22 protein-coding genes are annotated in these 24,980 nt (G+C 62.2%); 11 read left to right on the forward strand and 11 right to left on the reverse strand.

The genetic code is table 11. From position 1 onward, the window contains the following. Nucleotides 1–140: 140 nt before the first annotated feature. The gene (locus QN224_RS02385; RefSeq protein ID WP_283975401.1) at nt 141–614 is read left to right on the forward strand and encodes an SRPBCC family protein; all 474 of its coding nucleotides are present in this window, start codon (nt 141–143) and stop codon (nt 612–614) included. 24 nt (nt 615–638) lie between these two features. On the opposite strand, the gene QN224_RS02390 is transcribed toward QN224_RS02385, so the two are convergent. From QN224_RS02390 to QN224_RS02410, 5 genes are all read right to left on the reverse strand, one after another. Then, complete coding sequence (locus QN224_RS02390) at nt 639–1,124, reverse strand: threonine transporter RhtB (protein WP_283975402.1); 486 nt, start codon at nt 1,122–1,124, stop codon at nt 639–641. Nucleotides 1,125–1,354: 230 nt separating this feature from the next. Beyond that, nucleotides 1,355–1,651, reverse strand: a complete 297-nt coding sequence (locus tag QN224_RS02395) for a hypothetical protein (protein WP_283975403.1) — start codon at nt 1,649–1,651, stop codon at nt 1,355–1,357. Nucleotides 1,652–1,841: 190 nt separating this feature from the next. Next, on the reverse strand, nt 1,842–4,055 hold the full coding sequence (locus tag QN224_RS02400) for an FAD-dependent oxidoreductase (RefSeq protein ID WP_283975404.1): 2,214 nt from the start codon (nt 4,053–4,055) through the stop codon (nt 1,842–1,844). A gap of 21 nt (nt 4,056–4,076) precedes the next feature. Next, a complete protein-coding gene (locus QN224_RS02405) occupies nt 4,077–5,285 on the reverse strand; it encodes an acetyl-CoA C-acetyltransferase (RefSeq protein ID WP_283975405.1) in 1,209 nt (402 codons plus the stop codon). 153 nt (nt 5,286–5,438) lie between these two features. Then, the gene (locus QN224_RS02410; RefSeq protein WP_283975406.1) at nt 5,439–7,235 is read right to left on the reverse strand and encodes an acyl-CoA dehydrogenase C-terminal domain-containing protein; all 1,797 of its coding nucleotides are present in this window, start codon (nt 7,233–7,235) and stop codon (nt 5,439–5,441) included. Nucleotides 7,236–7,667: 432 nt separating this feature from the next. Between QN224_RS02410 and QN224_RS02415 the strand changes: the two genes are divergently transcribed. The 5 genes from QN224_RS02415 to QN224_RS02435 all read left to right on the forward strand — a co-directional run bounded on the left by QN224_RS02415 (nt 7,668) and on the right by QN224_RS02435 (nt 14,774). Beyond that, complete coding sequence (locus QN224_RS02415; protein ID WP_283975407.1) at nt 7,668–11,342, forward strand: peptidoglycan-binding protein; 3,675 nt, start codon at nt 7,668–7,670, stop codon at nt 11,340–11,342. Nucleotides 11,343–11,863: 521 nt separating this feature from the next. Further along, nucleotides 11,864–12,790, forward strand: a complete 927-nt coding sequence (locus tag QN224_RS02420) for a sulfite exporter TauE/SafE family protein (protein ID WP_173510992.1) — start codon at nt 11,864–11,866, stop codon at nt 12,788–12,790. Continuing rightward, entirely contained in the window at nt 12,790–13,593 is an 804-nt protein-coding gene (locus QN224_RS02425) for a TIGR02186 family protein (RefSeq protein ID WP_269278539.1), read from the forward strand. Before QN224_RS02420 ends, QN224_RS02425 begins: the two co-directional genes overlap by 1 nt. A 228-nt stretch (nt 13,594–13,821) precedes the next feature. Then, nucleotides 13,822–14,058 (forward strand): Lrp/AsnC ligand binding domain-containing protein, encoded by a 237-nt coding sequence (locus QN224_RS02430; RefSeq protein WP_173510990.1) that lies wholly within the window; start codon nt 13,822–13,824, stop codon nt 14,056–14,058. A gap of 158 nt (nt 14,059–14,216) precedes the next feature. Further along, nucleotides 14,217–14,774 carry a dihydrofolate reductase family protein gene (locus QN224_RS02435; protein WP_283975408.1) on the forward strand — a complete coding sequence of 186 codons (558 nt, stop codon included), beginning with the start codon at nt 14,217–14,219 and terminating at the stop codon, nt 14,772–14,774. A 142-nt stretch (nt 14,775–14,916) separates the two neighbouring features. Here QN224_RS02435 and pdeM read toward each other — a convergent pair whose 3' ends face one another. Continuing rightward, entirely contained in the window at nt 14,917–15,642 is a 726-nt protein-coding gene (pdeM, locus tag QN224_RS02440) for a ligase-associated DNA damage response endonuclease PdeM (RefSeq protein WP_283975409.1), read from the reverse strand. Between the two features lie 15 nt (nt 15,643–15,657). After that, nucleotides 15,658–18,213: a ligase-associated DNA damage response DEXH box helicase gene (locus QN224_RS02445; RefSeq protein WP_283975410.1), complete on the reverse strand. Its 2,556-nt coding sequence runs from the start codon at nt 18,211–18,213 to the stop codon at nt 15,658–15,660. 105 nt (nt 18,214–18,318) lie between these two features. On the opposite strand from QN224_RS02445, the gene QN224_RS02450 reads away from it, so the two are divergent. Together QN224_RS02450 and QN224_RS02455 are read left to right on the forward strand one after the other, a co-directional pair. Continuing rightward, complete coding sequence (locus QN224_RS02450) at nt 18,319–18,825, forward strand: Rrf2 family transcriptional regulator (protein ID WP_283975411.1); 507 nt, start codon at nt 18,319–18,321, stop codon at nt 18,823–18,825. 31 nt (nt 18,826–18,856) lie between these two features. After that, nucleotides 18,857–19,318 carry a carboxymuconolactone decarboxylase family protein gene (locus tag QN224_RS02455; RefSeq protein ID WP_283975412.1) on the forward strand — a complete coding sequence of 154 codons (462 nt, stop codon included), beginning with the start codon at nt 18,857–18,859 and terminating at the stop codon, nt 19,316–19,318. Nucleotides 19,319–19,324: 6 nt separating this feature from the next. Here the strand turns inward: QN224_RS02455 and QN224_RS02460 are convergent, their stop codons facing one another. Both QN224_RS02460 and QN224_RS02465 read right to left on the reverse strand, forming a co-directional pair. Beyond that, nucleotides 19,325–19,960 carry a YitT family protein gene (locus QN224_RS02460; RefSeq protein ID WP_283975413.1) on the reverse strand — a complete coding sequence of 212 codons (636 nt, stop codon included), beginning with the start codon at nt 19,958–19,960 and terminating at the stop codon, nt 19,325–19,327. Between the two features lie 180 nt (nt 19,961–20,140). After that, nucleotides 20,141–21,079, reverse strand: a complete 939-nt coding sequence (locus QN224_RS02465) for a class I SAM-dependent methyltransferase (RefSeq protein WP_283976082.1) — start codon at nt 21,077–21,079, stop codon at nt 20,141–20,143. Between the two features lie 152 nt (nt 21,080–21,231). On the opposite strand from QN224_RS02465, the gene QN224_RS02470 reads away from it, so the two are divergent. From QN224_RS02470 to QN224_RS02480, 3 genes are all read left to right on the forward strand, one after another. Continuing rightward, nucleotides 21,232–21,498 (forward strand): DUF6460 domain-containing protein, encoded by a 267-nt coding sequence (locus QN224_RS02470; protein WP_173510983.1) that lies wholly within the window; start codon nt 21,232–21,234, stop codon nt 21,496–21,498. Between the two features lie 2 nt (nt 21,499–21,500). Continuing rightward, nucleotides 21,501–22,004, forward strand: a complete 504-nt coding sequence (locus tag QN224_RS02475; RefSeq protein WP_283975414.1) for a CAP domain-containing protein — start codon at nt 21,501–21,503, stop codon at nt 22,002–22,004. 151 nt (nt 22,005–22,155) lie between these two features. Beyond that, complete coding sequence (locus QN224_RS02480) at nt 22,156–23,523, forward strand: MATE family efflux transporter (protein WP_283975415.1); 1,368 nt, start codon at nt 22,156–22,158, stop codon at nt 23,521–23,523. Here the strand turns inward: QN224_RS02480 and QN224_RS02485 are convergent. Both QN224_RS02485 and QN224_RS02490 read right to left on the reverse strand, forming a co-directional pair. Beyond that, nucleotides 23,499–24,587: a quinone-dependent dihydroorotate dehydrogenase gene (locus QN224_RS02485; protein WP_283975416.1), complete on the reverse strand. Its 1,089-nt coding sequence runs from the start codon at nt 24,585–24,587 to the stop codon at nt 23,499–23,501. The two genes, QN224_RS02480 and QN224_RS02485, sit on opposite strands and share 25 nt — an antisense overlap. Then, on the reverse strand, nt 24,584–24,931 hold the full coding sequence (locus QN224_RS02490; RefSeq protein WP_283975417.1) for a DUF952 domain-containing protein: 348 nt from the start codon (nt 24,929–24,931) through the stop codon (nt 24,584–24,586). Before QN224_RS02490 ends, QN224_RS02485 begins: the two co-directional genes overlap by 4 nt. Nucleotides 24,932–24,980 lie beyond the last annotated feature (49 nt).

Consider the following 24,980-nt stretch of genomic DNA (forward strand, 5'->3'; position numbering starts at 1 on the left):
AGTTAAAGTGCAACTGCTTTCATTTCGAGAGCAGTTTCACACCGGATGACATAGTCGCCAGGCGGCGAACAAAGACGTTAGTCCTGACAGAGTTTGCCGGTGGAGGAGCGCCGGGTACGGCCACCGAAGAGGAGAAAATCATGACCAGCCCATCCGCAGAGCATGCAAGCTTCACCATCGAACGCGTCTTCAAGGCACCGCCCGAGCGGGTCTTTCGCGCCTTTGCCGATCCTGCGGCGCACGACCGATGGTTCGTCAAGGCGGACAATTGGCCGGTGGCGGAATACCGGCACGACTTCCGCGTTGGCGGCCGTGAAAGCGGTCGTTTCAGTCAGGACGGCAAGACCTTCTATGTCAACGAGACAGTCTATCTCGACATCGTCGAAAACAGACGGATCATCTCGGCCTACACCATGGCGAAGGACGATCGCCGGATTTCCGCCTCCATCGCCACCGTCGACCTGCTGTCCGAGGGCAAGGGCACCCGCGTCGTGTTCACCGAACAGGCAGCCTTTCTCGACGGCCTGGACAAGGTCGAGTATCGCCGAGAAGGCTGGGAGCAGTTGATCGGCTTTCTCGCCGCTGAACTCGGTGAGACGGCTGAAGCAGCCTGAGCCTGAGAAACGCAGCTTGCGCCATCAGGCCATGGACGCAAGCGCACTGCTCGCCATGCCGAACGAGAAGATCATCAGGCAGACAGCCGCCACTCGGCGCGGCAGTCCTGCCGCCGCCGGCGTCTTCGACAGCCGCCCGAGCGTGGCGCCGGCGAGCATCCAAGCCGAACCGGCGAAAACGACCAGCAACGAGAATCCCGCTACCCAAGGCATCATCGCGCCAAGCTCCACCTGCGGCATCATCACCAGAGCGACGATCAGCGCTTTCGGGTTCAGCAGCGTGGTCACGAACACCTGCCTGAACGAGATCGCCTGGTCGTCCGTTTGAAGCCCGCGGGCTGCCCAGAGCGTGTGAGCCATGAACAGGATCCAACCGGCAGCGGTCAGTTTCAGGGCGAGGCTTATTTGCGGATGCGCAGCGAGTAGCGGCGCGGCGAAGCCGGCAACCGGCATGATGACGCAGAGATAACCACTGAGTTCGGCAAGGAGCAGCGGTGCGGAGCGGCGCAACCCCGCCGCCGCGCCGGAAAGGCAAAGCAGCGTGTTTGTCGGCCCGGCGTTGCGAGCAGAAGCAAGATGCCGAGTGTGAATTGAAGCGGCTGCATGAAGTTCCGTTCTGGCTTGCCTGGATATTGCTGCCTTTTAGCCGGAAGACAAGCCGAGCGGCTTGATCATGGTCAACAGCCGGCCAAATCGATCTCTGCCCGCGCACGGTTCTGATCGGGGCCCGGAAACTCTCGTCAGACCTTGTGCAGGCGGATCGGACTCGTCTTTTCCCGCGCGATCACGCCCTTCGCCTCCAGATCGAGTTGCACGGTCTTCGACCACCAGCTTACCCCTTTGCCATCTGGAAACTTCTCGTCCGATAAATGCGCGAAAATTCGCTCACGGATCTCCGCAAGCGTGAGGCCGGGCACTTCGGCCGGGATGACCGTCAGCAGGGCGGCCTTCATTGCTGCGTATCTTTCCGCGTCGACCGAATTGGTCTTGCCGGGGCGGATGATGTTCTCGACGATGATCCTGTTTGGTTTGGCCATGGGAGCTCCTCCTGTCATGATCAGAGGACGATTTGGACAGGCACGAGCCGACAGAACATTGCCGGGTCAGCCGTTTGCCAAGGTGATTTCCTTCATTCCGGGGTCAACCGACGAAGAGGCCCGCGCGCATCTCGCAAAAATAGGGCCGCACCCTTCGGCACGGCCCCGGATTCTTGCCTGGAAAGGCGGCCTACGCTGCCTTCTTTGACTCTCCATAAGGATCGAAGCGACCGTAGAAGGTCTCGCCCTTATCAGCCATTTCCTTCAACAGCGGCGTCGGCTTAAAGTGGTCGCCATAATTCTTGGCGAGCTTCTCGCACAGCGCGACGAAAGCCTTCGCACCCATACCGTCGATGTAGGAGAGCGTGCCGCCGGTATAGGGGGCGAAGCCGAAGCCGAGGATGGAGCCGACATCGGCTTCGCGCGGGTCGGTAACGATGCCTTCCTCGATGGTGCGGGCGGCCTCTAGTGCAATGGTGGCGAGGAAGCGTTGCTTCAGCACCTCGACCTCGATCTTGTCGGTATCCTGCTGCGGATAGAGCGTCTTCAGTTCCGGCCACAGGTACTTCTTGGCGGGTCTCGCCGGATATTCGTAAAAACCCTTGCCGTTTTTGCGGCCGCGGCGATCGAGTTCGTCGACCATTTTGTTGATCAGCGCCATGTGGCGCGGGTCGACGGCCTTCTCGCCGAGATCGGCGACGGTCGCCTTCAGGATCTTCTGGCTGAGGTCGATCGCCACCTCGTCGTTGAGCGACAGCGGACCGACAGGCATGCCCGCCATCTTGGCGGCATTTTCGATCATCGCCGGCGGCACGCCTTCGATCAGCATGTCGTAGGCTTCATGGATGTAGCGGAAGACGCAGCGGTTGACATAGAAGCCGCGGGTGTCGTTGACGACGATCGGCGTTTTCTTGATCGCCGCGACAAAGTCGAGTGCGCTCGCAAGCGCGCGGTCGCCCGTCTCCTTGCCGAGGATCACTTCCGTCAGCATCATCTTCTCGACCGGTGAGAAGAAGTGGATGCCGATGAATTGTTCCGGCCGCTTCGAATTCTTGGCAAGACCGGTGATCGGCAGCGTCGAGGTGTTGGAGGCGAAGATGGCATCCGGCGCGATCACCGCTTCCACCTTTTCGATCACGTCCTTCTTGACCTGCCGGTCCTCGAAGACCGCCTCGACGACGAGGCCGGCATCCTTGAGGTCGCCGTAGTCGGCCGAAGGCGTGATGCGGGCAAGCAGCGCTTCGCCCTCTTCCTTTGTCAGCCGGCCCTTGCCGATCGCATCCTTCACCAGCCCCTCGGAATGCGTCTTGCCCTTTTCGGCCGCTTCCATGTCGCGGTCGATGAGCGTCACCGGAATACCGGCGGCGGCGGTGACATAGGCGATCGAAGCACCCATGAACCCGGCGCCGACGACGCCGACCTTTTTAAATTCCGATCTCGGAACGCCCGCGGGGCGACGCGCACCCTTGCCGAGCTCCTGCATCGAAATGAACAGCGACCGGATCATCGAGAAGGCTTCCGTCGTCTGCAGGATTTCGGTGAAGTAGCGCTGCTCGATCTTGAGCCCCATGTCGAAGGGCACCTGCAGGCCTTCGTAGACGCATTTCAGGATGGCGATGGCACCCGGATAGTTGCCATAGGTCTCGCGGCGAAGAATCCCTGAGGCGGCCGGCCAGAGCTGGGCCGAAGCCGGCGTCCAGATGCCGCCCCCCGGAACCTTGAAGCCCTTTTCGTCCCAAGGCTGAACCGGCTTCAGGCCGTTCCTGATCATCGCCTTGGCGGCATCGATCAGCTTGTCCGGATCGACCACTTCGTGGACGAGGCCCATCGCCTTGGCACGGGCCGCCGTCAGCGACGAACCGGTCGTCATCATCTGCAGCGCGTCCTGCGCATTGGTAAGCCGCGGTACGCGCTGGGTGCCGCCGGCACCCGGGAAGATGCCGACCTTGACCTCGGGCAGCGCGATCTTGACCGCTTTCGAATTGGAGGCGACACGGCCGTGGCAGGCGAGCGATAGCTCGAAAGCGCCGCCCATGCAGGTGCCGTTGATCGCCGAAACCCATGGCTTGCCCGAAGTCTCGAGCTTGCGGAAAAGCCCGGTCATGCGACCGACGAGGTCGAAGAGCTTCTGGGCGGCGTTGGCCGGGTCCTTTTTCTTTTCCTCCGCCTGAAAGGTGAACATCGACTTGATCATCGAGAGATCGGCGCCACCCGAGAAGGACGACTTTCCGGAGGTGAAGACGACGCCCTTGACGGCCGCATCCGCCGTCGTCTGGTCGACGATCGCGTTCAGCTCCTCCATCACCTCCTGGGTGAAGACGTTCATCGATTTCTCGGGCATGTCCCAGGTGACGAGGGCGATGCCGTCGGCGTCGGTTTCGATCTTGAAATTCGTGTAAGACATTTTCTCTCTCCCAGGATCGGATCAGACGCGTTCGATGATGGTGGCGGTCCCCATGCCGGCGCCGATGCAGAGCGTGACGAGCGCGGTGTTGAGATCGCGGCGCTCCAGTTCATCGAGCACCGTGCCGAGGATCATCGCGCCGGTGGCGCCTAGCGGATGGCCCATCGCAATCGCGCCGCCATTGACGTTGATCTGGTCGTGCGGAATGTCGAAGGCCTGCATATAGCGGAGCACGACGGCGGCAAAGGCCTCGTTGAGCTCGAAGAGGTCGATGTCCGAGAGCTTCATATCGGCGCGCTTCAGGAGCTTTTCGGTCACATCGACCGGACCGGTCAGCATCAGCGCCGGGTCGGAGCCGATATTGGCGAAGGCGTGGATACGCGCGCGAGGCTTCAGACCCATGGATTCGCCGCCGGCCTTGGAGCCGAGGAGAACGGCGGCCGCGCCGTCGACGATGCCGGAGGAGTTGCCGGCGTGGTGCACATAGTTGATCTTCTCGATCTCCGGATGCGCCTGGATGGCGACGGCTTCGAAGCCGCCCATCTCGCCGGGCATCTGGAAGGACGGGTTGAGCGAGGCGAGCGCCTGCATGTCGGTGGTGGGCCGCATGTGCTCGTCACGGTCGAGAACGGTGAGCCCGTTCTGATCCTTGACCGGTATGACCGAGTTCTTGAAGTAGCCCTTTTCCCAGGCATTGGCCGCGCGCTTCTGGCTTTCAACCGCATAGGCATCGACGTCGTCGCGCGAAAAACCGTATTTGGTAGCGATGAGATCGGCGGAAACGCCCTGGGGCATGAAATAGGCCGGCAGATTGACGGAAGGGTCCATGAACCAGGAGCCGCCCGACATGCCGAGACCGACACGCGACATGGATTCGACGCCGCCGGCGATCACGATATCGTCCGCGCCCTGGGCAATTTTGGCCGCACCGAAATTGACGGCATCAAGGCCGGAGGCGCAGAAGCGGGAGATCTGCATGCCCGGCGCGCGCGTGGAGTACCCTGCCTCGAAGGCGGCTGCCTTGGGGATGACCGAGCCCGCATCCATCACCGGATCGACGCAGCCCATGATGATGTCGTCGACGGTCGACGTATCGAGACCGTTGCGGTCGCGCACCGCCTCCAGCGTCTTGGCCGCGAGGCGAACCGAGGGCACCTCGTGCAGCGATCCGTCCTTCTTGCCACGGCCGCGCGGCGTGCGCACGTGGTCGTAAACGAAGACTTTCGTCATCTCTTGATCTCCCATTTAGGCATCGTGGTGCCTTCTAACGTCATCAGAAGCGCAAGGCGCTTCGCAATCATTCGCAGCGGCCCGTCTGGAACATTGCGGCCGTCTCGGCGCAACCCTCCCCACAAGGGGAGGAGGCCGCTTGCACAAGCTGCCTCAGAACGCAGCCGCGTCCAACGCCATCAGCGTGTCGGCTCCGGTTTCTATGCGGGCTTTCCGGAGCGCCGTTTCCGGCATGATCCGCTCCATGAAGAACTTTGCTGTGATCAGCTTGTTGTTCAGATAGTCCGCGCGCGCGGTTTCGCCAGCGGCAAGCTTCTCCTCAGCCGTTTTGGCCATCCTCGCCCACATGTAGCCGAGCACGACGAGCCCGAAGAGGTGCATGTAATCGGTCGAGCCGGCACCCGCATTGTCGGGTTTCGCCATGGCGTTCTGCATGAACCACATGGTCGCCGCCTGCAGGTCGTTCAGCCCTTTCTTCAGCGCTTTGGTATAGCCCGACAGCTTCTCGTCGTTGCGGTTCTCCTCGCAGAAGTCGCCGATCTCCTTGAAGAGCGCCATGACCGCGCGGCCGCCGTTCATCGCCAACTTCCGACCGACGAGGTCGAGCGCCTGGATGCCGTTGGCCCCCTCGTAGATCATCGCGATGCGAGCGTCGCGGACATACTGGCTCATGCCGTGCTCTTCGATATAGCCGTGGCCGCCGAAGACCTGCTGCGCCATGACCGCATGGTCGAAGCCCTTGTCGGTCATGACGCCCTTGAGGATCGGCGTCATCAGGCCAAGAATATCGTCTGCCGCCTGGCGTTCCTCTTCGCTGTCGGAGCGGTGCGCGATGTCGGATTTCAGCGCGGTCCAGAGCGTAAAGGCGCGGCCGGCCTCGTTGAAGGCCTTGATTGTCATCAGCGTGCGGCGCACATCCGGATGGACGATGATCGGATCGGCCTTCTTGTCCGGTGCCTTCGGGCCGGAAAGCGAACGGCCCTGGATGCGCTCGCGAGCGTAGTTGGCGGCATTCTGGTAGGCGATTTCCGCGATCGCAAGCCCCTGCATGCCGACGGCAAGGCGGGCCTCGTTCATCATCACGAACATGGCGCTGAGGCCCTTGTTCTCCGCGCCGATCAGGTAGCCGGTCGCCTCGTCATAGTTCATCACGCAAGTCGAATTGCCGTGAATGCCCATCTTGTGTTCGATCGCGCCGCAGGAAACGCCGTTGCGCTCGCCGGGTTCGCCGCTGTCGTCGAGCTTGTACTTCGGCACGATGAAGAGCGAGATGCCCTTGACGCCTTCCGGGGCTCCCTCGATGCGGGCCAGCACCAGATGGATGATGTTCTCAGCCATGTCGTGTTCGCCGGCGGAAATGAAGATCTTCTGGCCGGAGATCCTGTAGGAGCCGTCGCCGTTCGGCACGGCCTTGCTGCGCAAGAGCCCGAGGTCGGTGCCGCAATGCGGCTCCGTCAGGTTCATCGTCCCGGTCCAGGTGCCGTCGACCATCTTCGGCAGATAGGTCCGCTTCTGTTCCTCGGAACCATGCACGAGGATGGCGGCGATCGCCCCCTGCGTCAGGCCCGGATACATCATCAGCGACATGTTTGCGGCGGACATGAATTCGCCGACGGCCGTGTGCAGCGTATAGGGCAGGCCCTGGCCGCCGAATTCTTCCGGCGCCGCAAGGCCGAGCCAGCCGCCTTCGCGATAGAGGCCGAAGGCCTGCTTGAAACCCTTCGGCACCGTGACCGAGCCGTCGTCATGGCGCTTGCAGCCTTCCTGGTCGCCGGAAAGATTGATCGGGAAGAGAACCTCTTCCGCGAGCTTCGCGGCCTCGCCGGCGATCGCCGCCACGGTGTCCGGGCTCGCATCCGCAAAGCCCGGCAGGTTGTGGTAGCGCTCGATGCCGAGCACGTCGTTGAGGATAAACAGGGTGTCGTCGACCGGAGCCTTGTAGATGGGCATTCTTTCCTCGCCTTTATTCCCTTCGGGCTCGCGCCGGGTTGCCGCCGCCCGATTCCCATTGCTTTAGAGCGTACACCGCTGGCTGCGGCCACGCATCTTCGGCAGGATGCTACAAAACTTTGACGTTTGCGTAAACGTCAAAAATGGACGCGTATGAAAAGTTTCGCGGCTCGGCTCCAGCGAATGGAAAATCCGTGGAGCAACCCCGGCGCAGCGGCCGCGATCCTGACACATCGTTAAAAAACACAGGTCGATTAACGGCTTGTTTACCACGTTTAATGAATTGTGGTCGGTGAGATGGTCAAAGCTGCAACGGGTCCGGTCCTCGCGTTGTTGTTGCTTTGATCGCATCGATCATGCCGCAGGCCCGGAAAGCCTGGCTCTTTTCGCTCGCGGCTTTCGATGGTGGTCAACGACAGGGGCGAAGAGACAATGAACGGATCGCGATCCAATCCTCAGCGCACGGGCAGCCCGTCCTATGGCGACAGGCCGTCGCTTGATGCCCTGAACCGTACGATCGAGGGGCTGGAGGCGCGCATCGAAGGCTTGATGAGCGGGGCGGGACGCGAGCCGCCGCATCGGCAAACCGAGCGCGCGGCGACCACCAGCGACGCCGTCTCCGAAATTCTGCAGCGCCAGCGCGCGTTGAGCGCAGGCCGCGAGCGGCCTTCGCTGCGCGAACGCATCGCCGCGCGGGAGGCTGACCGGTTTGCTCCCGGCCGCGTCCAGGAAGACGCTCGGCCGCACGTCGCGCCGCCGCGGCCCGCGTCGGCTGCGGCCGACATAGCCGAAGCTCTGGTAGGACTGAGGCAGGAGTTGAAGCGCGACATAAGCGATGGACTCGGTCGTGAGCTGAACGCCCTCCGATCGGAAATCCGAGGCATCAAGACCGAGGCACAGGATCATCGCTTCGCCGAGGACATCCGGGCAGACCTGCAGCGGCTGGCAGACAGCATTCATCAGCTCGGCCTGCAGGCATCTCCCGCTCAGGCGGACGCACTGCGCGTCGAATTCGACGACCTCAGGGCGATGATCGACGGCCTCGCACGGGACGACGGCATGCGCCGTCTGGAAAGCCGCTGGAACAGTGTCGAGGACCGCCTGAACGCATTCGACCAGAACCGCGATGACGAACTGGTGGCGCTCGCCTACAGGCTCGATGAAATCAAGTCGCAGATCGGCGCCCTGAACAAAGGGTCGGCTATCGAGGTATTGGAAGACAAGCTCGTCGCGGTCGCCCAGGCAATCGAGATGCTCGGGCGCCAGATACAGCCGGATGACAGGCGCCTCGTCTCGCAGTTTGCCGATCTTGATGCACGGCTCGACGAAATCAGCCGGGCGATTGCGGTCAACAGCCGCAGTGCCGCAGGGCTCGACAGCGCCTTCGTCGACCGTCTCGAAAGCCGGTTCGGCGAGCTCTCGCGTCAGATCGACGACATCGTCCATCCGGCCGATGTCGGCCTTGGCGCGCGGCTCGAAGCACTGACGGCGCGTGTCGAAGAAATGGCGGGCGAGAAGGCCGCTGCGCGGCTTGAGGAGCGCCTCGATGAACTCTCGATGCTGCTCGAACGCAGCCAGAAAAACGCACAGCCGGAACTGACCGGCTATCTCACCGACATTTCGCGGAAGATCGAGGCCCTGGACCAAGGCAGCGTCAACGACGCCTTGGCGGAGCGTCTCGACTATCTCGCCCGTCGGATCGACGATTTGGGCATGCAGGCTGATCGGCCAGCGGCGGACTCGCGCTTCGAGCGTCTGGAAGACCGCCTCGCGGGCATTGCGCAGCGCCTGGAAGAGACGCATGCCGCCCCCTTCGACGACCGCGATGCGCTGCGAAACCTCGAGGCTCAGATCGCAAACCTTTCGACCCTGGTCAGCCAGCCGCGCATCGAAGCCGGTGCGATTCCAGCGGATTTCGAAGGCCGCATGAACGCGCTCGAAGACTATCTGGCAACCAGCGACGAGTACATCATCGAAGCAGCGCGGCAAGCGGCAGAAGCCGTCATGGAGGCCTATGCCAAGAATGGCTCGGCCCAAATGCATGCCAGCGGCGACATGGCCGCAATCTCGGCACTTGCCGAGGATCTGAGGACGCTTGAGGACCTCAGCCGTTCGAGCGACGAACGCACGGCGCGGACTTTCGAAGCCCTGCATGAAACGCTCGTTCACATTGCCGAGAAGTTGGAGCGGCTCGAAGAACGGGCGCCCGTGGCTGTCGCCATGCAGTCGGAAGCAGCAATGCCGAAGGCTGCGCAACCGGAATTCGGTGATCCCTTCGGAAATGCCGATCTCGATGACCGCGACGGCGATCTTCAGCGGAAAGTTCGCGTGCTGCAGGCGGAAGACGAGGCGGCCGCGCCTGCGTCTGCCGCAGCCGGTGATCTGGTCGTCGCCGAGGCGGTTTCGACAGTCGAAAGCGGCGAAACGCGAGACCCGGCGCCAGCCGCCAGGACGGGATTGCTTGCCGGATTGACGCGTCGCTTCAGTGCGAAACGAACCGCGCCGTTGCCTGAACGGGTGCGGCAGGTCGTCGAGCCCGCTCCGTCGATCGACCCGTCTGAAATGCTCGCCCCGGAAGACGCCAATCAATTGCTCGAGCCCGGTTCCGGCGTGCCTGACGTCAAGAAGATCCTCGAGCGCGTTCGCGCAGGTCAGATGAGCCGCGGCGGTCAGCAAGCCTTCGAAGGCGACAAGGCCGATTTCATCGCTGCGGCGCGTCGCGCAGCGCAATTGGCAGTCGAGGAAGCCGATACGCTGAACGGCGCGAAGAACGGCAACGGCCCCTCCGGCGTTGGCGCCTTCGCCCGTCATCGCCGCCCGATCCTGATGGCGGTCGGCGCGGTGCTCCTCGCGATCATGTCCTATCCGCTCGTCAGCACTGTGCTCAAGGGGAAGGACGTGCCCGATATCCAGCCGGCAGCGGTGATCGAGCAGAAGGCGGTTTCCGAGGCGGTCCAACTGAAGGCCGCCGACGACCGCCTCGAGGAAACGGCTCCCGCCGTTGTTGCCAAGGCGCCGCAGGCAGAACCGAAGGCGCCAGAAGCGTCACCCGAGACGGTTGAGGCGCCTGCCATGGCAGAGACCGCTCCGGCGGAAGAGCCCAAGGCCGAGCCTGAGGCTGTAATCGTCGCCAGCGGCCAGGCGCCTTTGCTGCAGCCGGCACCGGCACAGGCGGGCGCTGCCTCGACGTTTCAGGTTCCTGCCGAGACTGCCAAAGCTGGAACGTTCGAGCCGGTCATCAAGCCGGGCGATATAATTCTTCCGGAAGGCTTTGGCCCCGCCGCTCTTGTTACGGCCGCCAAAGGCGGCGACCCCTATGCCTTCTACGAGATCGGCGCACGCTTCACCGAAGGGCGCGGCGTCAAGGAAGATCTCGCGGAAGCCATCAAATGGTATCAGCGCGCGGCTGACGCGGGTGTGATTCCGGCTGAATACCGGCTTGCCAGTCTTTACGAGAAGGGGTCGGGCGTCGTGCGTGACGCGGTCAAGGCGAAAACGCTTTATCTCAAGGCCGCCGCCGCGGGCAATGCCAGCGCGATCCACAACCTTGCGGTGATGCTCGCCAGCGGTCGCGATGGGGCTCCGGATTTCGTCGAGGCCGCCAAATGGTTCGAGAAGGCGGCGAGCCTCGGCGTTCGCGACAGCCAGTTCAATCTCGCGGTGCTTTATGCTCGCGGCAACGGCGTCAAGCAGGATCTGGAAGAGTCCTACAAGTGGTTCGCGATCGCGGCTCGCGACGGCGACAAGGACGCCGGCGAGAAGCGCGACGAGATCGCCAAGGCGATGAAGCCCGAGCAACTGACCAGCGCCAAGGCCAAGGTCGACGCATGGAAGGCGCAGCCGGTCGACGCCAAGGCGAACACCGTGGATATCCCCGACGCATGGGTCGGTCCGCCGACCAAGACGGCCACGGTCGATATGACCAAGGCCGTGCGCAATATCCAGGCCATTCTCAACAACAACGGCTTCGATGCCGGCAAACCGGATGGGCACTTGGGCAAGAAAACGATTGCCGCCATCAAGGCCTTTCAGAAATCCGTTGGCCAGGAACCGACCGGAGAGATCACCGACGAACTCGTCAAGGAACTGTTGAAGCGGAATTCCTAGAACAACTTCAGGAAAAGAGCTGGGTCAAATTTACTGGCCCAACGAAACAATGAAATGATCTCGGGCGTCACTTGAGGGACGCTCTGCCTTCAGCCATCCATACCGCCGCAATAAAGCCGCAGATCGGCGCGACAGGGTTCGGAGGCTGTGGGCCATGTGCCTGAAAAGGTTGACAGCTCCGGCCCGGGGGCGCATGAGGAAAATTCCGCTGTTCCTCGTTGTCGAGGGGCGGTCCGCCATACATCCCCTGCTCGTGGTGAATCACTTGCCACCTTGAAGCGTCGCGCCGCGCGTCTCTCCGGATATGCGCAGGGACGCGAATAATTCTACAGCGCCGCGCGTCCAATCGGACGCGCTAAAGTCGCTGTAGCACTTTGAAATGCTGCGTGATTCCTTAGATCGATTCCGATTTAAGGAATCATGCAGCAGGCATTGCACAATTCCTAAATCGATTCCGGTTAGGACTTGTGGAGTTGCAATTCCGCCCGCATCGCGGGCCTTTGTCGTATCGAGGTTCGGCCGTGACGGTCTATCTGCCCATTGCAGAGTTGTCGGTGAACATACTCATCATTCTCGGCATGGGCGCGGCCGTCGGTTTTCTGTCCGGCATGTTCGGCGTTGGCGGCGGTTTTCTGATCACGCCGCTCCTGATCTTCTACAATATTCCGCCTGTCGTGGCGGTGGCGACGGGCGCAAACCAGGTGGTCGCCTCGTCGATCTCTGGCGCCATCACGCATTTTCGTCGTGGCACGATCGATATCAAGCTCGGCACGGTGTTGCTTTGCGGCGGTCTCGTAGGCGCGACACTGGGTGTCTGGCTGTTCTCGCTGCTGCGCCGAGTGGGGCAGCTCGATCTCGTGATTTCGCTGCTTTACGTCGTTCTGCTCGGTTCGGTCGGCGGGCTGATGCTCTGGGAGAGCATCGGCGCCATGCGCAAGGCGGCGAAAAACCAGTCGACACCGCTCCGCCGGCCCGGGCAGCACAACTGGATCCATGGCCTGCCGCTCAAGATGCGGTTCAAGAAGTCAAAGATCTATCTGAGCGTCATCCCGGTTGCCACGCTCGGCTTCTGCATCGGCATCCTGACCTCGGTCATGGGCGTCGGCGGTGGTTTCATCATGGTGCCGGCCATGATCTATCTTTTGCGCATTCCGACGAGCGTCGTCGTCGGCACCTCGCTCTTTCAGATCGTCTTTGTCTCCGCCTATACCGTGATCGTCCAGGCGTCGACCAACTATACCGTCGATATCGTGCTCGCCTTCGTGCTGATGATCGCTGGCGTCATCGGGGCGCAATATGGCGTTCGCGTCGGCCAGCGGCTACGCGGCGAGCAGTTGCGGGCGCTGCTCGCTCTTCTCGTTCTGGCCGTCGGTATCCGACTGGCGATCGAACTCATCATTCCGCCGAAGGACATCTATTCGGTTGTTTCAGCGGGGTTCGGCTTCTGATGTTCGACCTCGCGCGCATAGGTTTCGTTTCCCTGGTCCTTGCCCTGGCTGCACCGGCCGCTGCGCAGCTTCAGGATGAGGACGCCTCGGATTTCACCGAAAAGCTCGAGATCGGCATCTCGACGGACGAGATCTCCATCACTTCCGACTTCCGCGGCGCAGATTTGACGATCTTCGGCGCCATCGACGGATTCGACGGGAACCTCCTTGCCCAGGGCAAGTACAACATCATCGTCACCCTCGAAGGACCCAAGGAAAACGCAACGGTGCGCAAGAAGCAGCGCGTCTTCGGCATCTGGGTGAACACCAGTTCGATGACCTTCGAGCTGGTGCCGGAATCCTATTCGCTGTCGAGCACGCGTGACATCGAGACGATCGCGCCGCCAGGCGAGATGGGCAACATGGGCATTGGCGTCGACCACATGCGCCTCGTACCTTTGGGTTTCGTCGGCGATGGCAGCAATTTGGGCGAGTTCCGCAACGCTTTCCGCCAGATCAGGGAGACGAGCGGTGTCTATCAGCGCGACCCGGGCGGCGTGCAGTTCATCAGTTCGAGTCTTTTCAAGGCATCCGTGCGCCTTCCCGCCAACGTACCGAATGGCGTCCATATCGTGCGGGCCTATCTTTTCCGGGACGGCGTCTTCGTTGCCGCGAAGGCGCTGCCGCTGAGAGTCGTCAAAACCGGCCTCGAACAGGCGATCACCCGCGCGGCGCATGACCAGCCCGTGATCTACGGTCTCGTTGCGGTGCTTCTGGCCGTCATCACGGGTTGGGGAGCGAGCCTGCTCTTCCGCAAGGAATAGCTTTTCTTGTCGACTGCAGCGCCGCGCGTGCCATCGGGCGCGCAAGGACGCTGTAGCACTTTGAATTGCCGCATGTTTTTATCCTTAAATCGGCTACGATTGAAGGAAACATGCAGCAGGCCTTCTCACATTCCCTTTTGCGTGGTGGCGGTCTAAGGAGGGAAAGGTATTTTACGTCGGAGCGCGCCTTGACGATGGCGCAGTGCTCCGGGAAGCAGAGGAAGTTCCATGAAACCGATTTTTGTCCAGCTGCAATGCGCTCCCGGCAAGACCTACGAGGTGGCCGACGAGATCTACCGGAAGGAGATCGTCTCGGAGATGTATTCGACGAGCGGCGACTACGATTTGCTTCTGAAGATCTACATTCAGGAGGGCGAGGATATCGGCAAGTTCATCAACGACAATATCGCTTCGGTGTCGGGTATTTCGCGCTCGTTGACGACCCTGACCTTCAACGCTTTCTGAGGTCGCTTCCGGCGCCGCTTGTTTCGCCCTGGCGGACGCCTCCCTTCTTCGGGGAGGCGGTCCTGCGCACGTCTCGAATGTACTGGTTGCAATTTGAAAGTGGTTCGCTATGATGAAACTGCTTCACTTATGCAAGCAGTTTTATGGAGGATGGAGTCATGGGCAAGGTCATCGTCTGGAATTTGGTCACGCTCGACGGGTACTTCGAAGGCACCAGGAAATGGGACCTCGACTTTCATAACCGCGCCTGGGGGCCGGAACTTGAAGCGCTCAGCCTGGAATTCGGAGCCAAGGCGCAGGCGCTTGTCTTCGGTAGGGTCACCTACGAGGGCATGGCGGCCTACTGGCCGACGGCGGAAGGAGAGGGGCGGGTGAAGACCTATATGAATGCTCTTCCGAAAATCGTTGCCTCGCGCACTATGGAAAAGGCGGATTGGAACAACAGCCGCGTCGTTCGGGACGCCGCCGCCGAATTGCGGCGACTGAAGGGCGAGAGCGAGAAGAACCTCTACATCTTCGGGAGCGCCGACCTCGTCGCATCGCTGCTACCGGCGAACGTCGTCGACGAGATCATGCTTTGCCTCGTTCCCGTGCAGCTCGGCGACGGCACACCGTTCTTCAAGAAGGCCAAGGAGGCGAGGCCGTTCAGTCTGCTGGAAGCACGTCCGCTATCCAACGGCAGCGTCATTCTGCGCTACGCCCCGGAAGCGGCCTGACCCGCCTGCCGACGACTACTGCATGTTTCCCTAAATCGCAGCCGATTTAAGGATAAATACATGCACCAATTCAAAGTGCTGCAGCGTGCTTTGCGCGTCTGGCAAGACGCGCGGCGCTGTAGGTGCGGGCCGTTGAGCCGCCTCAGCCGATGAGATTGTCGTAACGAACCGAGTAGATGCGATCGCGCCCAAGCATATGAGCAACCAGCTTGCCGCGATCGAACAGGCCGCTCATCGCCCGGTGGCGCAGATCGAGCCCGCCGGTCGTAACGCCGAAGGCCGGCATCACGAGGCGCTTTCCATCCGTCGCGAAACACGCGCGCCGGACCGATTTTTCCCGACGCCTAACCGTGGCCGCCGGATGCAGGTGTCCGGCGATTTCGCCGATGCCGTCGCCTTTCGATGGTTCGTGGCGGAAGGTGAGACCGGCGTGGCGAAGCTCGTCCATGGAGGCTCCCGGCAGCCCCGAGGTGCCGTCAGGGTCGTGATTGCCGTTGATCCAGATCCACTCGCGTCCGCGTGCCATGGTCGCGACCATGTGGCGGAACGTCTCGGGCATTGCTCCCGATCCGACACGGTCGTGGAAATTGTCTCCCAGGCTGATCACGGTATTCGGATTGTGGCGAACGATGACCGCTTCGAGCACGCGCAGCGTCGCAAGCGTGTCGTAGGGCGGCAGCATCATGCCGCGTCGCGCGAAGGCGGAACCTTTCTCGAGATGAAGATCGGAAACGACGAGCGTTCTGGTTTCCGGCAAATAGAGCCCGCCCAAGGGATCGCAGATCCCGGCGACGCCATTGATCGCCGTGCGGGCCTGCAGGAGCGCCGTCCCGGATGAGGGAGATATCGCATGAACGAGGCGATGCATTCTTTCCGTGTCTCTTCACCGGATCATAATATCGGGCTCGCCGCCCATCGCTTCGTTGATCAAATCGTCGGCGGCTTCCGAAAGCAGGAAGTCGTGCGCCTCTCCCTGGACCGCTTCGCGTCCGATCTCCAGCATGACCGGGACCGCAAGCGGCGAGATATGATCGAGTCGGCGGTGGGTGATGTGCCCCTTGATTCGCTTCAGCATAGATCCGAGCCGACCGATGTCCAAAAGTCCAGTCGCGGCGTCGCTGCGTGTTGCCTCCAGCAGAATGTGGTCCGGCTCGTGCGCTCGCAATACGTCGTAAATGAGATCGGCGGAAACGGTAATCTGCCGTCCGGTCTTCTCCTTGCCCGGGTGGCGCTGATCGATGAGCCCGGCGATGACGGCGCAGTTGCGGAAGGTACGTTTCAGGAGGAAGGACTCGTTCAGCCAGGCTTCGAGGTCGTCGCCGAGCATGTCCTCATCGAAGAGTTGCGCCAGTGATGGCCGGCGGGCACGAAAAGCGTTGCCCAGATCATCGAGCCCCCAGACCGCGAGAGAGTAGTCGGTGGCGACGAAGCCGAGCGGTTTCAGGCCGGCGCGGTCCAGGCGTCGGGTCAAGAGCATGCCGAGCGTCTGGTGCGCAAGCCGCCCCTCGAAGGCGTAGATCACCATATAATGGCGACTGCCGCGCGGGAAGGTCTCGATCAGCAGCTCGTCCTCGCGCGGCAGCATGGAGATGTCTTTCTGCAGCGCCAGCCAGTCGCGCACCTGGTCCGGCAATGAAGCGCGGCGCGCCGGATCGGCAAGCATCTTGCGCACCTGCGCGGCGAGATAGGTGGAAAGCGGAAACTTGCCGCCGGCATAGGTCGGCACCTTGGGGTCGAAAGAGAAGGCCTGGGAGACGAGGCATTCGTTCTCGCGGATGCCTTCGAAGCGCACGACCTTGCCGGAAAAGACAAAGGTGTCGCCCGGCGACAGCATTTCCAGGAAATATTCCTCCACCTTGCCGAGCGTCATGCCGCCGCGGCCGAGCGAGCCGCGCGCGTTACGCTTGACCATGCGCACGTTCAGCATCGGCGATTCGACGATGGTGCCGACGTTGAGGCGGTATTGCTGAGCCACCATCGAGTTCGACACCCGCCAGAGCCCGTCCTTCGTCTTGCGGATCCGGGCATAGCGCTCGTAGGTGCGAAGCGCATAGCCGCCCGTGGCGACGAAATCGACGATGCGCTCGAAAGTCTCCCAGGAGAGATGCCCATAGGGAGCGGCGCTGGTGATCTCCCGATGAAGATCAACGGCATCGAAGGGCTGGGCGCAAGCGATCCCGAGCACATGCTGAGCGAGCACGTCGAGTGCGCCCTGGCCGACCGGCGGCGTATCCTGCGCTCCGATGTAGTTCGCGTCGAGTGCTGCCTGGCATTCCATCACTTCGAAGCGGTTGGCGGGCACGAGGATCGCGCGGCTCGGCTCGTCCATGCGATGGTTTGCGCGACCGATGCGTTGGGCAAGGCGGCTCGCCCCTTTCGGCGCGCCGACATGGACGACAAGATCGACATCGCCCCAGTCGATGCCGAGATCGAGGGTGGATGTGGCGACGACGGCGCGCAGCCGGTTTTCCGACATGGCGGCCTCGACCTTGCGGCGCTGCGCGACATCGAGTGAACCGTGATGGAGCGCGATCGGCAGGTTGTCGTCGTTGATCGTCCAGAGTTCCTGGAACAGCATCTCCGCCTGGCTGCGAGTGTTGACGAAGAGCAGCGTCGTGCCGTGATCCTTGATCGCGGCATAGACGTCGGCGATCGCATAGCGGGCCGAATGCCCTGCCCAAGGCACGTGCTCCTCGGTCCGCAGGATCGAAATTTCCGGCTTGGCACCGCCGGAAACGGTGATCAGCCCCGCGTGGTTTTCTTGTTCCTCGGTCTGGGCCACGAGCCAGCGTTGCAACTCCATCGGCTCGGCGACCGTCGCCGAAAGACCGATCGTCTGGAGGTCGGGCGCGAGTCGGCGCAGGCGCGCAAGACCGAGCGACAGCAGGTGTCCGCGCTTGGAGGTGACCAGCGAGTGCAACTCGTCTAGCACGACGTAGCGCAGGTCCTTGAAGAAGCGTTCCGCCTCCCCGTTGGCGATGAGCAGGGCCAGTTGTTCGGGCGTGGTCAGCAGGATGTCGGGTGGATTGAACCTCTGGCGCTGGCGCTTGGCCTGCGGCGTGTCGCCCGTGCGGTTCTCGATCCGGACCGGCAGGCCCATCTCCGCCACCGGCTTCATCAGGTTGCGCTCGATATCGACCGCAAGTGCCTTCAGCGGCGATATGTAGAGCGTGTGGATGCCGACAAAGGGCGAGCCGGCCGGAATTTTGCCGCGCCGGGTGATATCGACGAGCGACGGCAGAAATCCGGCAAGAGTCTTGCCCGCGCCGGTCGGCGCGATCAGAAGCGTGCTTTCCCCCGCTTCTGCGCGCGACAGCAGTTCGAGCTGATGGGCGCGGGGTCGCCAGCCCTTCTCGGCGAACCACCGGAGAAACGGCGTCGGCAACGTCAGAGCGTCGCTATCCGGCAATGGGGAATCGATCCTGTTCACGGGGAACAAAAGTAGATCATGTTCGGCAAAAGAGAAGCCTGAGTGTGGCATCGGCGGCAACAACTTGACTCCGGGATAATCATGGATAAGAAATATCCATGATAGGAGAGCGCGATGAAACTTGGAGACGGCGTCGAACAGGCCATTCACAGCGTGACGATGCTGAGCTGTCTTCAGCCAGGCAGCACGCTTTCGGCTGCGGCACTCGCCGAATTTCACGGCGTATCGACCAGCTATCTCCTGAAACATCTCCAGGCGATGTCGGGAGCGGGCCTGCTCGAGGCGGTGCCGGGCCCGAAGGGCGGCTACAGGCTTGCCCGCGCCCCGGAAAAGATAACGCTGCTCGATATCGTGCTTGCCGTCGAGGGGCCGGATCCGGCCTTCCGCTGCAACGAAATCCGGTTGCGCGGTCCTGATCCCTATCAGTGCAAACCGACTGCGCCCTGCACGATCAATGTGGCGATGCTCAGGGCCGAGCAGGCCTATCGCGCCGAACTGCGCCGGGTGACGATCGCCGACATCATGGCGGACCTAAATTCGATCGACCGCGATGGCGCCATCGCGGCCCGGACGAACCGTTTTCTTGCCACGCACGAGCGAAAGTCAGGCGTGAGTGCCTGACGGATCAGCCTCGCAAACCAAGGAGAAGAGCATGCAGCCGCGTTTCAACTTCGCCAAAGCCGCGCCGGACGCCTACAAAGCCGTCGCGGCGCTCGACAGCTATGTCAAAGGTTCGGGGATAGAGCTTCGCCTGATCCACCTGATCAAGCTGCGTGCGTCGCAGATCAACGGTTGCGCCTTCTGCGTCGACATGCATACCAAGGAGGCCCGTCACAGCGGTCTTGGCGAGCAATGGATCAATCTCGTCTGCGTCTGGCGCGAATCGCCGCACTTCGACGAGCGAGAGCGCGCTGTGCTCGGCTGGACCGAGGCGCTGACGAACGTGGCCGCGACCCGAGCGCCCGACGACGCCTATGAAGCTTTGAAGGCGCATTTCACGGAAGAGGAAATGACCAAAATCACCGTTGCGATCGGCACCATCAACGTATGGAATCGGCTCTGCGTCGGCTTCCGAGCACTTCCTCCGGTCGATGCGCCGGCGGAGGCCGCATAAGCATCATCAAAGTGCGATGTAACGATCGGCGCGGTGGTTGATTGCCACGAACAGGTTGAGGACGACCGCGCCGAGCACCGACCAGACGACGACCGATGGCGTTGTCACGGCAAAGGCGACGGCGAGAACGACCATGTCAATCGCAAGCTGCACGAGTCCGGCACGAACGCCGAAACGCTCCTGCAGGTAGATGCCCAATATGCCGACGCCGCCAAGGCTGGCGCGGTGGCGGTAGAGCGCCAGCAGCCCATATCCGAGCAGCAGACCGCCGAGAAGGGCAGCCCATGCGGGATCGATCCCGCCGATCTGAAACAGGCGCGACTGCATGTCGGTCAGAAACGAGGTGAGCGCGATTGCAATGAAGGTCTTGATTGTGAAAGCCGGGCCGAGCCGCTTCAGCGAGAGATAGAAGAACGGCAGATTGAGAAGAAAGAAGGCAAGGCCGAAGTTCACCCCGGTTGCATAGTGCAGCAGGAAGGCGATGCCGGCGGTGCTGCCGGTCAGCAACCCGGCACTCGCGAGGAAATAGAGCCCGAGCGCGGCGACGAGGCTGCCGGAAAAGATGCCTTGCAAGTCCTCGACAGGCGTGTGCCGGGTAGGGGTGGTGTTCCAGAGACCGAAGACGCTGCTGATCTGTGCCATGTCGAAACCTCGATTGATACTGCAGGCTAAAATCATGCAGCATTTCAAAGTGCTACAGTGACCTTAGCGCGTAGGATTGACGCGCGGCGCTGCAGGTCATCAGCATTGCTGCAACGCACAAAACAATCAAGAAAAATATGTAAGCAATGCTGACCTATTTTTGCGCGGCAGCATTGCGTCCTATGCAGGCTTCCGCGCAAGAAACAGAACTCCCGCGACCGGCCTTCCGGCATCCATGCGAATGACCGTGCACTCCGATCCGATCAGCGAAAATCCGCGTCCGGCGCAAGCATCGGCGATGTAGGCTTCGGAATGCGCGTAGCGGAGCGATGGCCGGAGCATGTATCCCTCGTTCGTTGCCGCGTCCTCGACCGAAAAAGCAAAGAGGCCGCCGGGTACGAGCAGCCGGTCCGCGATCACGAAGACGCTTTCGAGATTGCCGAGATACATCAGCACGTCAGCCGCGCTGACGAGATCTGCCCTTGCGGTCGGCAATTCGCCGAACGCTCCCGAGTTTTCGGGCGCAAGCGACAGGTCCGCCTGTGCCAGACGATCGTAGATGGCCTTTGCCTCCGCCTTGGCCAGCATGTTGGCGGAGAGGTCGAAGCCTTCGAGATAGTTGCAGCGATGGCGGATGCGCTCGCCGAAGAGGCCGGTGCCGCAGCCGAGATCGGTGACGTAGTGGAAATGGCGCCCGTCGGTCGCCCTGTCGATCAACGCTGCGAGCTTTTCGGGCACGCTGTAGTCGAGTTTTTCGACGAGGGCCTTGTCGAAGCGTTCCGCATAGTCGTCGAAAAGGCGTTCGACGTAAACGCTCGGCGGCTGTTCGGGCGTCTCGGTCGCTCCAAGAAGCGCGAGCTTGAGGCTGGCGCCGAAAACGTCATCGGGATTGAGGCGGAGCGTGTTGCGCAGCGCGTCGATCGCCGCCTCTTTTCGGCCAGATTTTTCTTCATAGTCCGCCAACCGAAACCAGCCTGCGGCCCAGTCGGGCGCGCGTTCGAGAGCCTGGGCCATCAGTTCCGCCGCGCTTTGCGGCTCACCGGCCTCGGCGAGCATTTTTGCGTAGTCGGCGCGGCGATCGGCGATCAGATCGCCGGAGGAGAGCTGGTTGAGGGTCATCGACATGACGGCGTGGTTGCGATGGACGCTTCTGACGCCGGACACGGCAAAATACAAGCGGAATCTGAAAGACGGCGCAGCTCGCTTTCTCTTGCGCCTTGCGGCCCCGATGACGGCGGCTTATGTGAAGGGAAACAGGAGAATATTCGCCGATGTCGGACGGAATTAACAAGTTTCTGGGTGACACGCCGCTGCGCGTGCTGGTCAAGCTCGTCGTCGTGTCGATTCTTGTCGGTTTCGTCATGACCGTGTTCGATTGGTATCCGGTCGACATCTTTTTCGGCATCCGCAATTTCCTGCTCGACCTTTGGCGCACAGGATTCGCAGCCCTCGGAAGGGTCGGCGACTATCTGTTGCTCGGGGCGGCAATCGTCATTCCCGCCTTTCTCATCCTTCGTGTTTTGAGCTATCGACGGTAAGCATGCAGCATCAGCAGTTCTTCATCCGCAGGCGCGCCCTGTTGCGGGCTGGCGGTTTCCTCTCACTCGGCGTGCTTGGCGGTTGCACGACATCAAACCTCCTCTCTACCGGCGAAGGTAGCGGAAGCGACCAGACGACAGCGACACTTGGCTACGTCAACAAGCTGCGGAAGGATCGCGGGATGACGTCGCTTGTTCACGACCCCGTTGCGTCGGTTGCCGCGTTGAGTCAGGCAGCGCGCATGGCGCGAGTCGGCAAGATGCAGCACAACATCGGCTGGCGCGACAGTTTCTACGACCGGATGAAACAGCAGGGCGTCACGCTTCCGGCCGCGGAAAACATCGCGATGGGTCAGGACGATGCGGAGAGTGCGTATAACGCCTGGTATCATTCTCCGAAGCATCTCGAAAACATGCTCGGCAGCTACCGTGGCCTCGGCGTTGCCGTGGCGCAGAATTCCGCTTCCGGAAACCGCCCTTATTGGGCCATGGTGCTTTCCGGCTGACCTGATTCCCTACTGTATGTTTCCTTAAATCGTAGCCGATTAAGGATAAAAACATGCAGCACTTCAAAGTGCTACAGCGTCCTTTGCGCGTCTGATTAGACGCGCGGCGCTGTAGTGGGCGGTTCGGAAGCCGCCCATAAGGAATTTGGAGATGGCTGCGACCGAAACCCTCGAACGCGACGCGCATGCTGGCGAAGCCGGTCCGTTTCACGTTACCAATCGGCTGATCTTCTCGATCGCCCTGCCGATGACGTTGGGGTTTCTGACGACACCGCTGCTTGGGCTTGTCGACACCGCCGTGGTCGGCCGCCTCGGGCGGGCGGACCTGCTCGCCGGGCTCGCGGTCGGCGCCGTGATGTTCGATCTGATCTTCACGACCTTCAACTTCCTCCGGGCTGCGACCACGGGCCTCGTCGCCCAGGCCTATGGCCGAGGGGACCGGCGGGAGCAACAGGCGGTCTTCTGGCGTTCGCTGGTAATCGCGCTTTTCTCCGGCGTCGCCGTCGTCGTGCTCTCGCCTTTGCTGTTTTCCGCCGGTCTGTGGCTGATGGCGCCGGGCGCCGAGGTCGAAGCCGTCACGCGCACCTATTTCTTCTATCGAATCCTGTCCGGGCCGGCGGCGCTCGCCAATTATGCAATCCTTGGCTTCGTGCTCGGGCGCGGCGAGGGCTCCATCGGTCTCCTGCTGCAGACGCTTATCAACGGCATCAACATCGTGCTTTCCATCGTGCTCGGTCTCATCCTCGGCTGGGGGGTGGCGGGCGTGGCGTTGGCGACCGTGACCGGCGAAGTCATCGGCGCACTCGCGGGCTTCGCGATCGTCTATGGGCGATTTGACCGGCGCGATGCACCGGACTGGGCTGCGATCTTCGCCCGCGAGCGGCTGAAGCCGATGTTCGGTCTGAACCGCGACATCATGATCCGCTCCTTCGTATTGCTCGCCGCCTTCACGCTGATGACCCGGATCGGCACGTCGTTCGGGCCCGTGACGCTTGCCGCCAACGCCGTGCTGATGACGATCTTCCTGGTCGCCGGATACTACCTCGACGGCCTCGCCAATGCCGCCGAGCAGCTTACCGGGCGATCGATTGGCGCCGGATACCGTCCGGCCTTCGATCGAGCCTTGCGGATGACCGCGCTTTGGTCGCTGGGGCTCGCCGCACTGACGACGCTTGCCTTTCTGCTCTTCGGCGATGACCTTGTCGACGTTCTGACGACGGCGCCGGATGTGCGTGCCGTGGCTTACCAGTACATGCCGTGGGCGGCGCTGACGGCGCTGACCGGCGCGCTCGCGTTTCTGATGGATGGCGTCTTTATCGGCGCCACCTGGTCGCGCGACATGCGCAACATGATGCTGGCGGCCTTCATCGCTTATGCAATCGCGCTTGCCGTTCTGATCCCGGTCTTCGGCAATCATGGGCTCTGGGCCGGACTCAACCTTTTCCTGCTGATGCGCGGCGTTTTCCTGTTGATCCTGGTGCCGCGCCGGGCCGCTCAGGCGTTTCGCGCGGCCCAGTAGTCCAGCCGGCTGTCGCGGATTTCGCGGATCGATGCAAGCTCCTCGCGATCGCAGAGCTCGGATAGGCCTCGCACGATCCGGCCCGGCAGCCCCGGTCCCTCATAGACCATGCAGGAATAGAGTTGGACGAGATCGGCGCCGGCGCGGATTTTCTCTGCTGCGGTTTCCGCCGAGTGCACGCCGCCGACGCCGATGATCGGCAAGGCAGGGCCGACGCGCTTGCGCATCCGCGCGAGCACTGCCGTCGATTTCTCGAATAGCGGCTTGCCGGAAAGCCCGCCCGCTTCTTGAGCCTGTCGCCGATCCTTCAGGCCGTCGCGGGCCAGCGTGGTGTTGGAAACGATCAGGCCGTCGAGACCGTGCGCCAGCACCTCCGCCGCGATGTCGTCCATCCCTTCTTCGGTGAGGTCGGGCGCGATTTTCAGGAACACGGGGATCCGTTTCGCGCTCTTCTTCGCTTCCTCGTCGCGGGACGCAAGCACGGCCGAAAGCAGTGCTGCCAGGCTTTCGCGCGCCTGGAGGTCGCGAAGACCGGGCGTGTTCGGCGAGGAGATGTTGGCGGTGAAGTAGCGCGCGACCGGGTAAAAGGTGCGGATCCCGGTAACATAGTCGGCGATGCGATCTGCACTATCCTTGTTGGCGCCGATATTGACGCCGATCAGTGCCTGACGCGAACAGCCTTGAAGGCGCGCAAGCGCGGCACCATGACCTTCATTGTTGAACCCGAGCCGGTTGATGACCGCGTTATCTTCGACGAGCCGGAACATGCGAGGCTTGTCGTTGCCGCGCTGTGGTCGCGGCGTGACCGTGCCGATCTCGGTGAAGCCGAAGCCAATCTTCAGGAGAGCCTCCGGCACCTCGGCATTCTTGTCGTATCCGGCCGCCATGCCGATCGGGTTCGGGAAGGTGAGGCCGGCGATTTCTTGACTGAGGCGCGGATCGGCCGGCGCCGCGCAACTTGGCACGAGCCCGCTCTTGAGTGCCTTGACAGACACAGCATGCGCGGTTTCCGGATCGAGAAGAAACAGGCCGCTGCGCGAGAGGAATTTCAGTGCGTGGATCATGGTGCGAGCTCGGGAAAGACGTGGAGGCCGTCGGCACCCAATGGCAAGGGCTTCTCCCAGATCACCGCACCGAGCGGGAGCGGCCCGTAGAGATGCGGAAACAGCGCGCCGCCGCGCGAAGGTTCGTAGACAAGCTTGTCGCCAAGGGCGGCGCCGTCGACGGCGATGAGCAGTAGGCCGTACTGACCTTCGAAGTGCCTCGCGGCCGTTTCGGCGACCTGGTCCCCGGTCGAGAAATGGATGAAGCCATCGGCGAGGTCGACGGGCGCCCCCGTGAACTGTCCTGCCCGCCGCGCCTCCTGCCATAGAAGTGCCGGAACGATCTTGTATATAATGGCGTTCATGTGCCCGCTTGTCCGTCGTGAAACCCAATCGTGGCCTTGCCGCAAATAT

The organism is Sinorhizobium sp. 7-81, assembly GCF_030124405.1.
GTDB classification, from domain to species: domain Bacteria; phylum Pseudomonadota; class Alphaproteobacteria; order Rhizobiales; family Rhizobiaceae; genus Sinorhizobium; species Sinorhizobium psoraleae.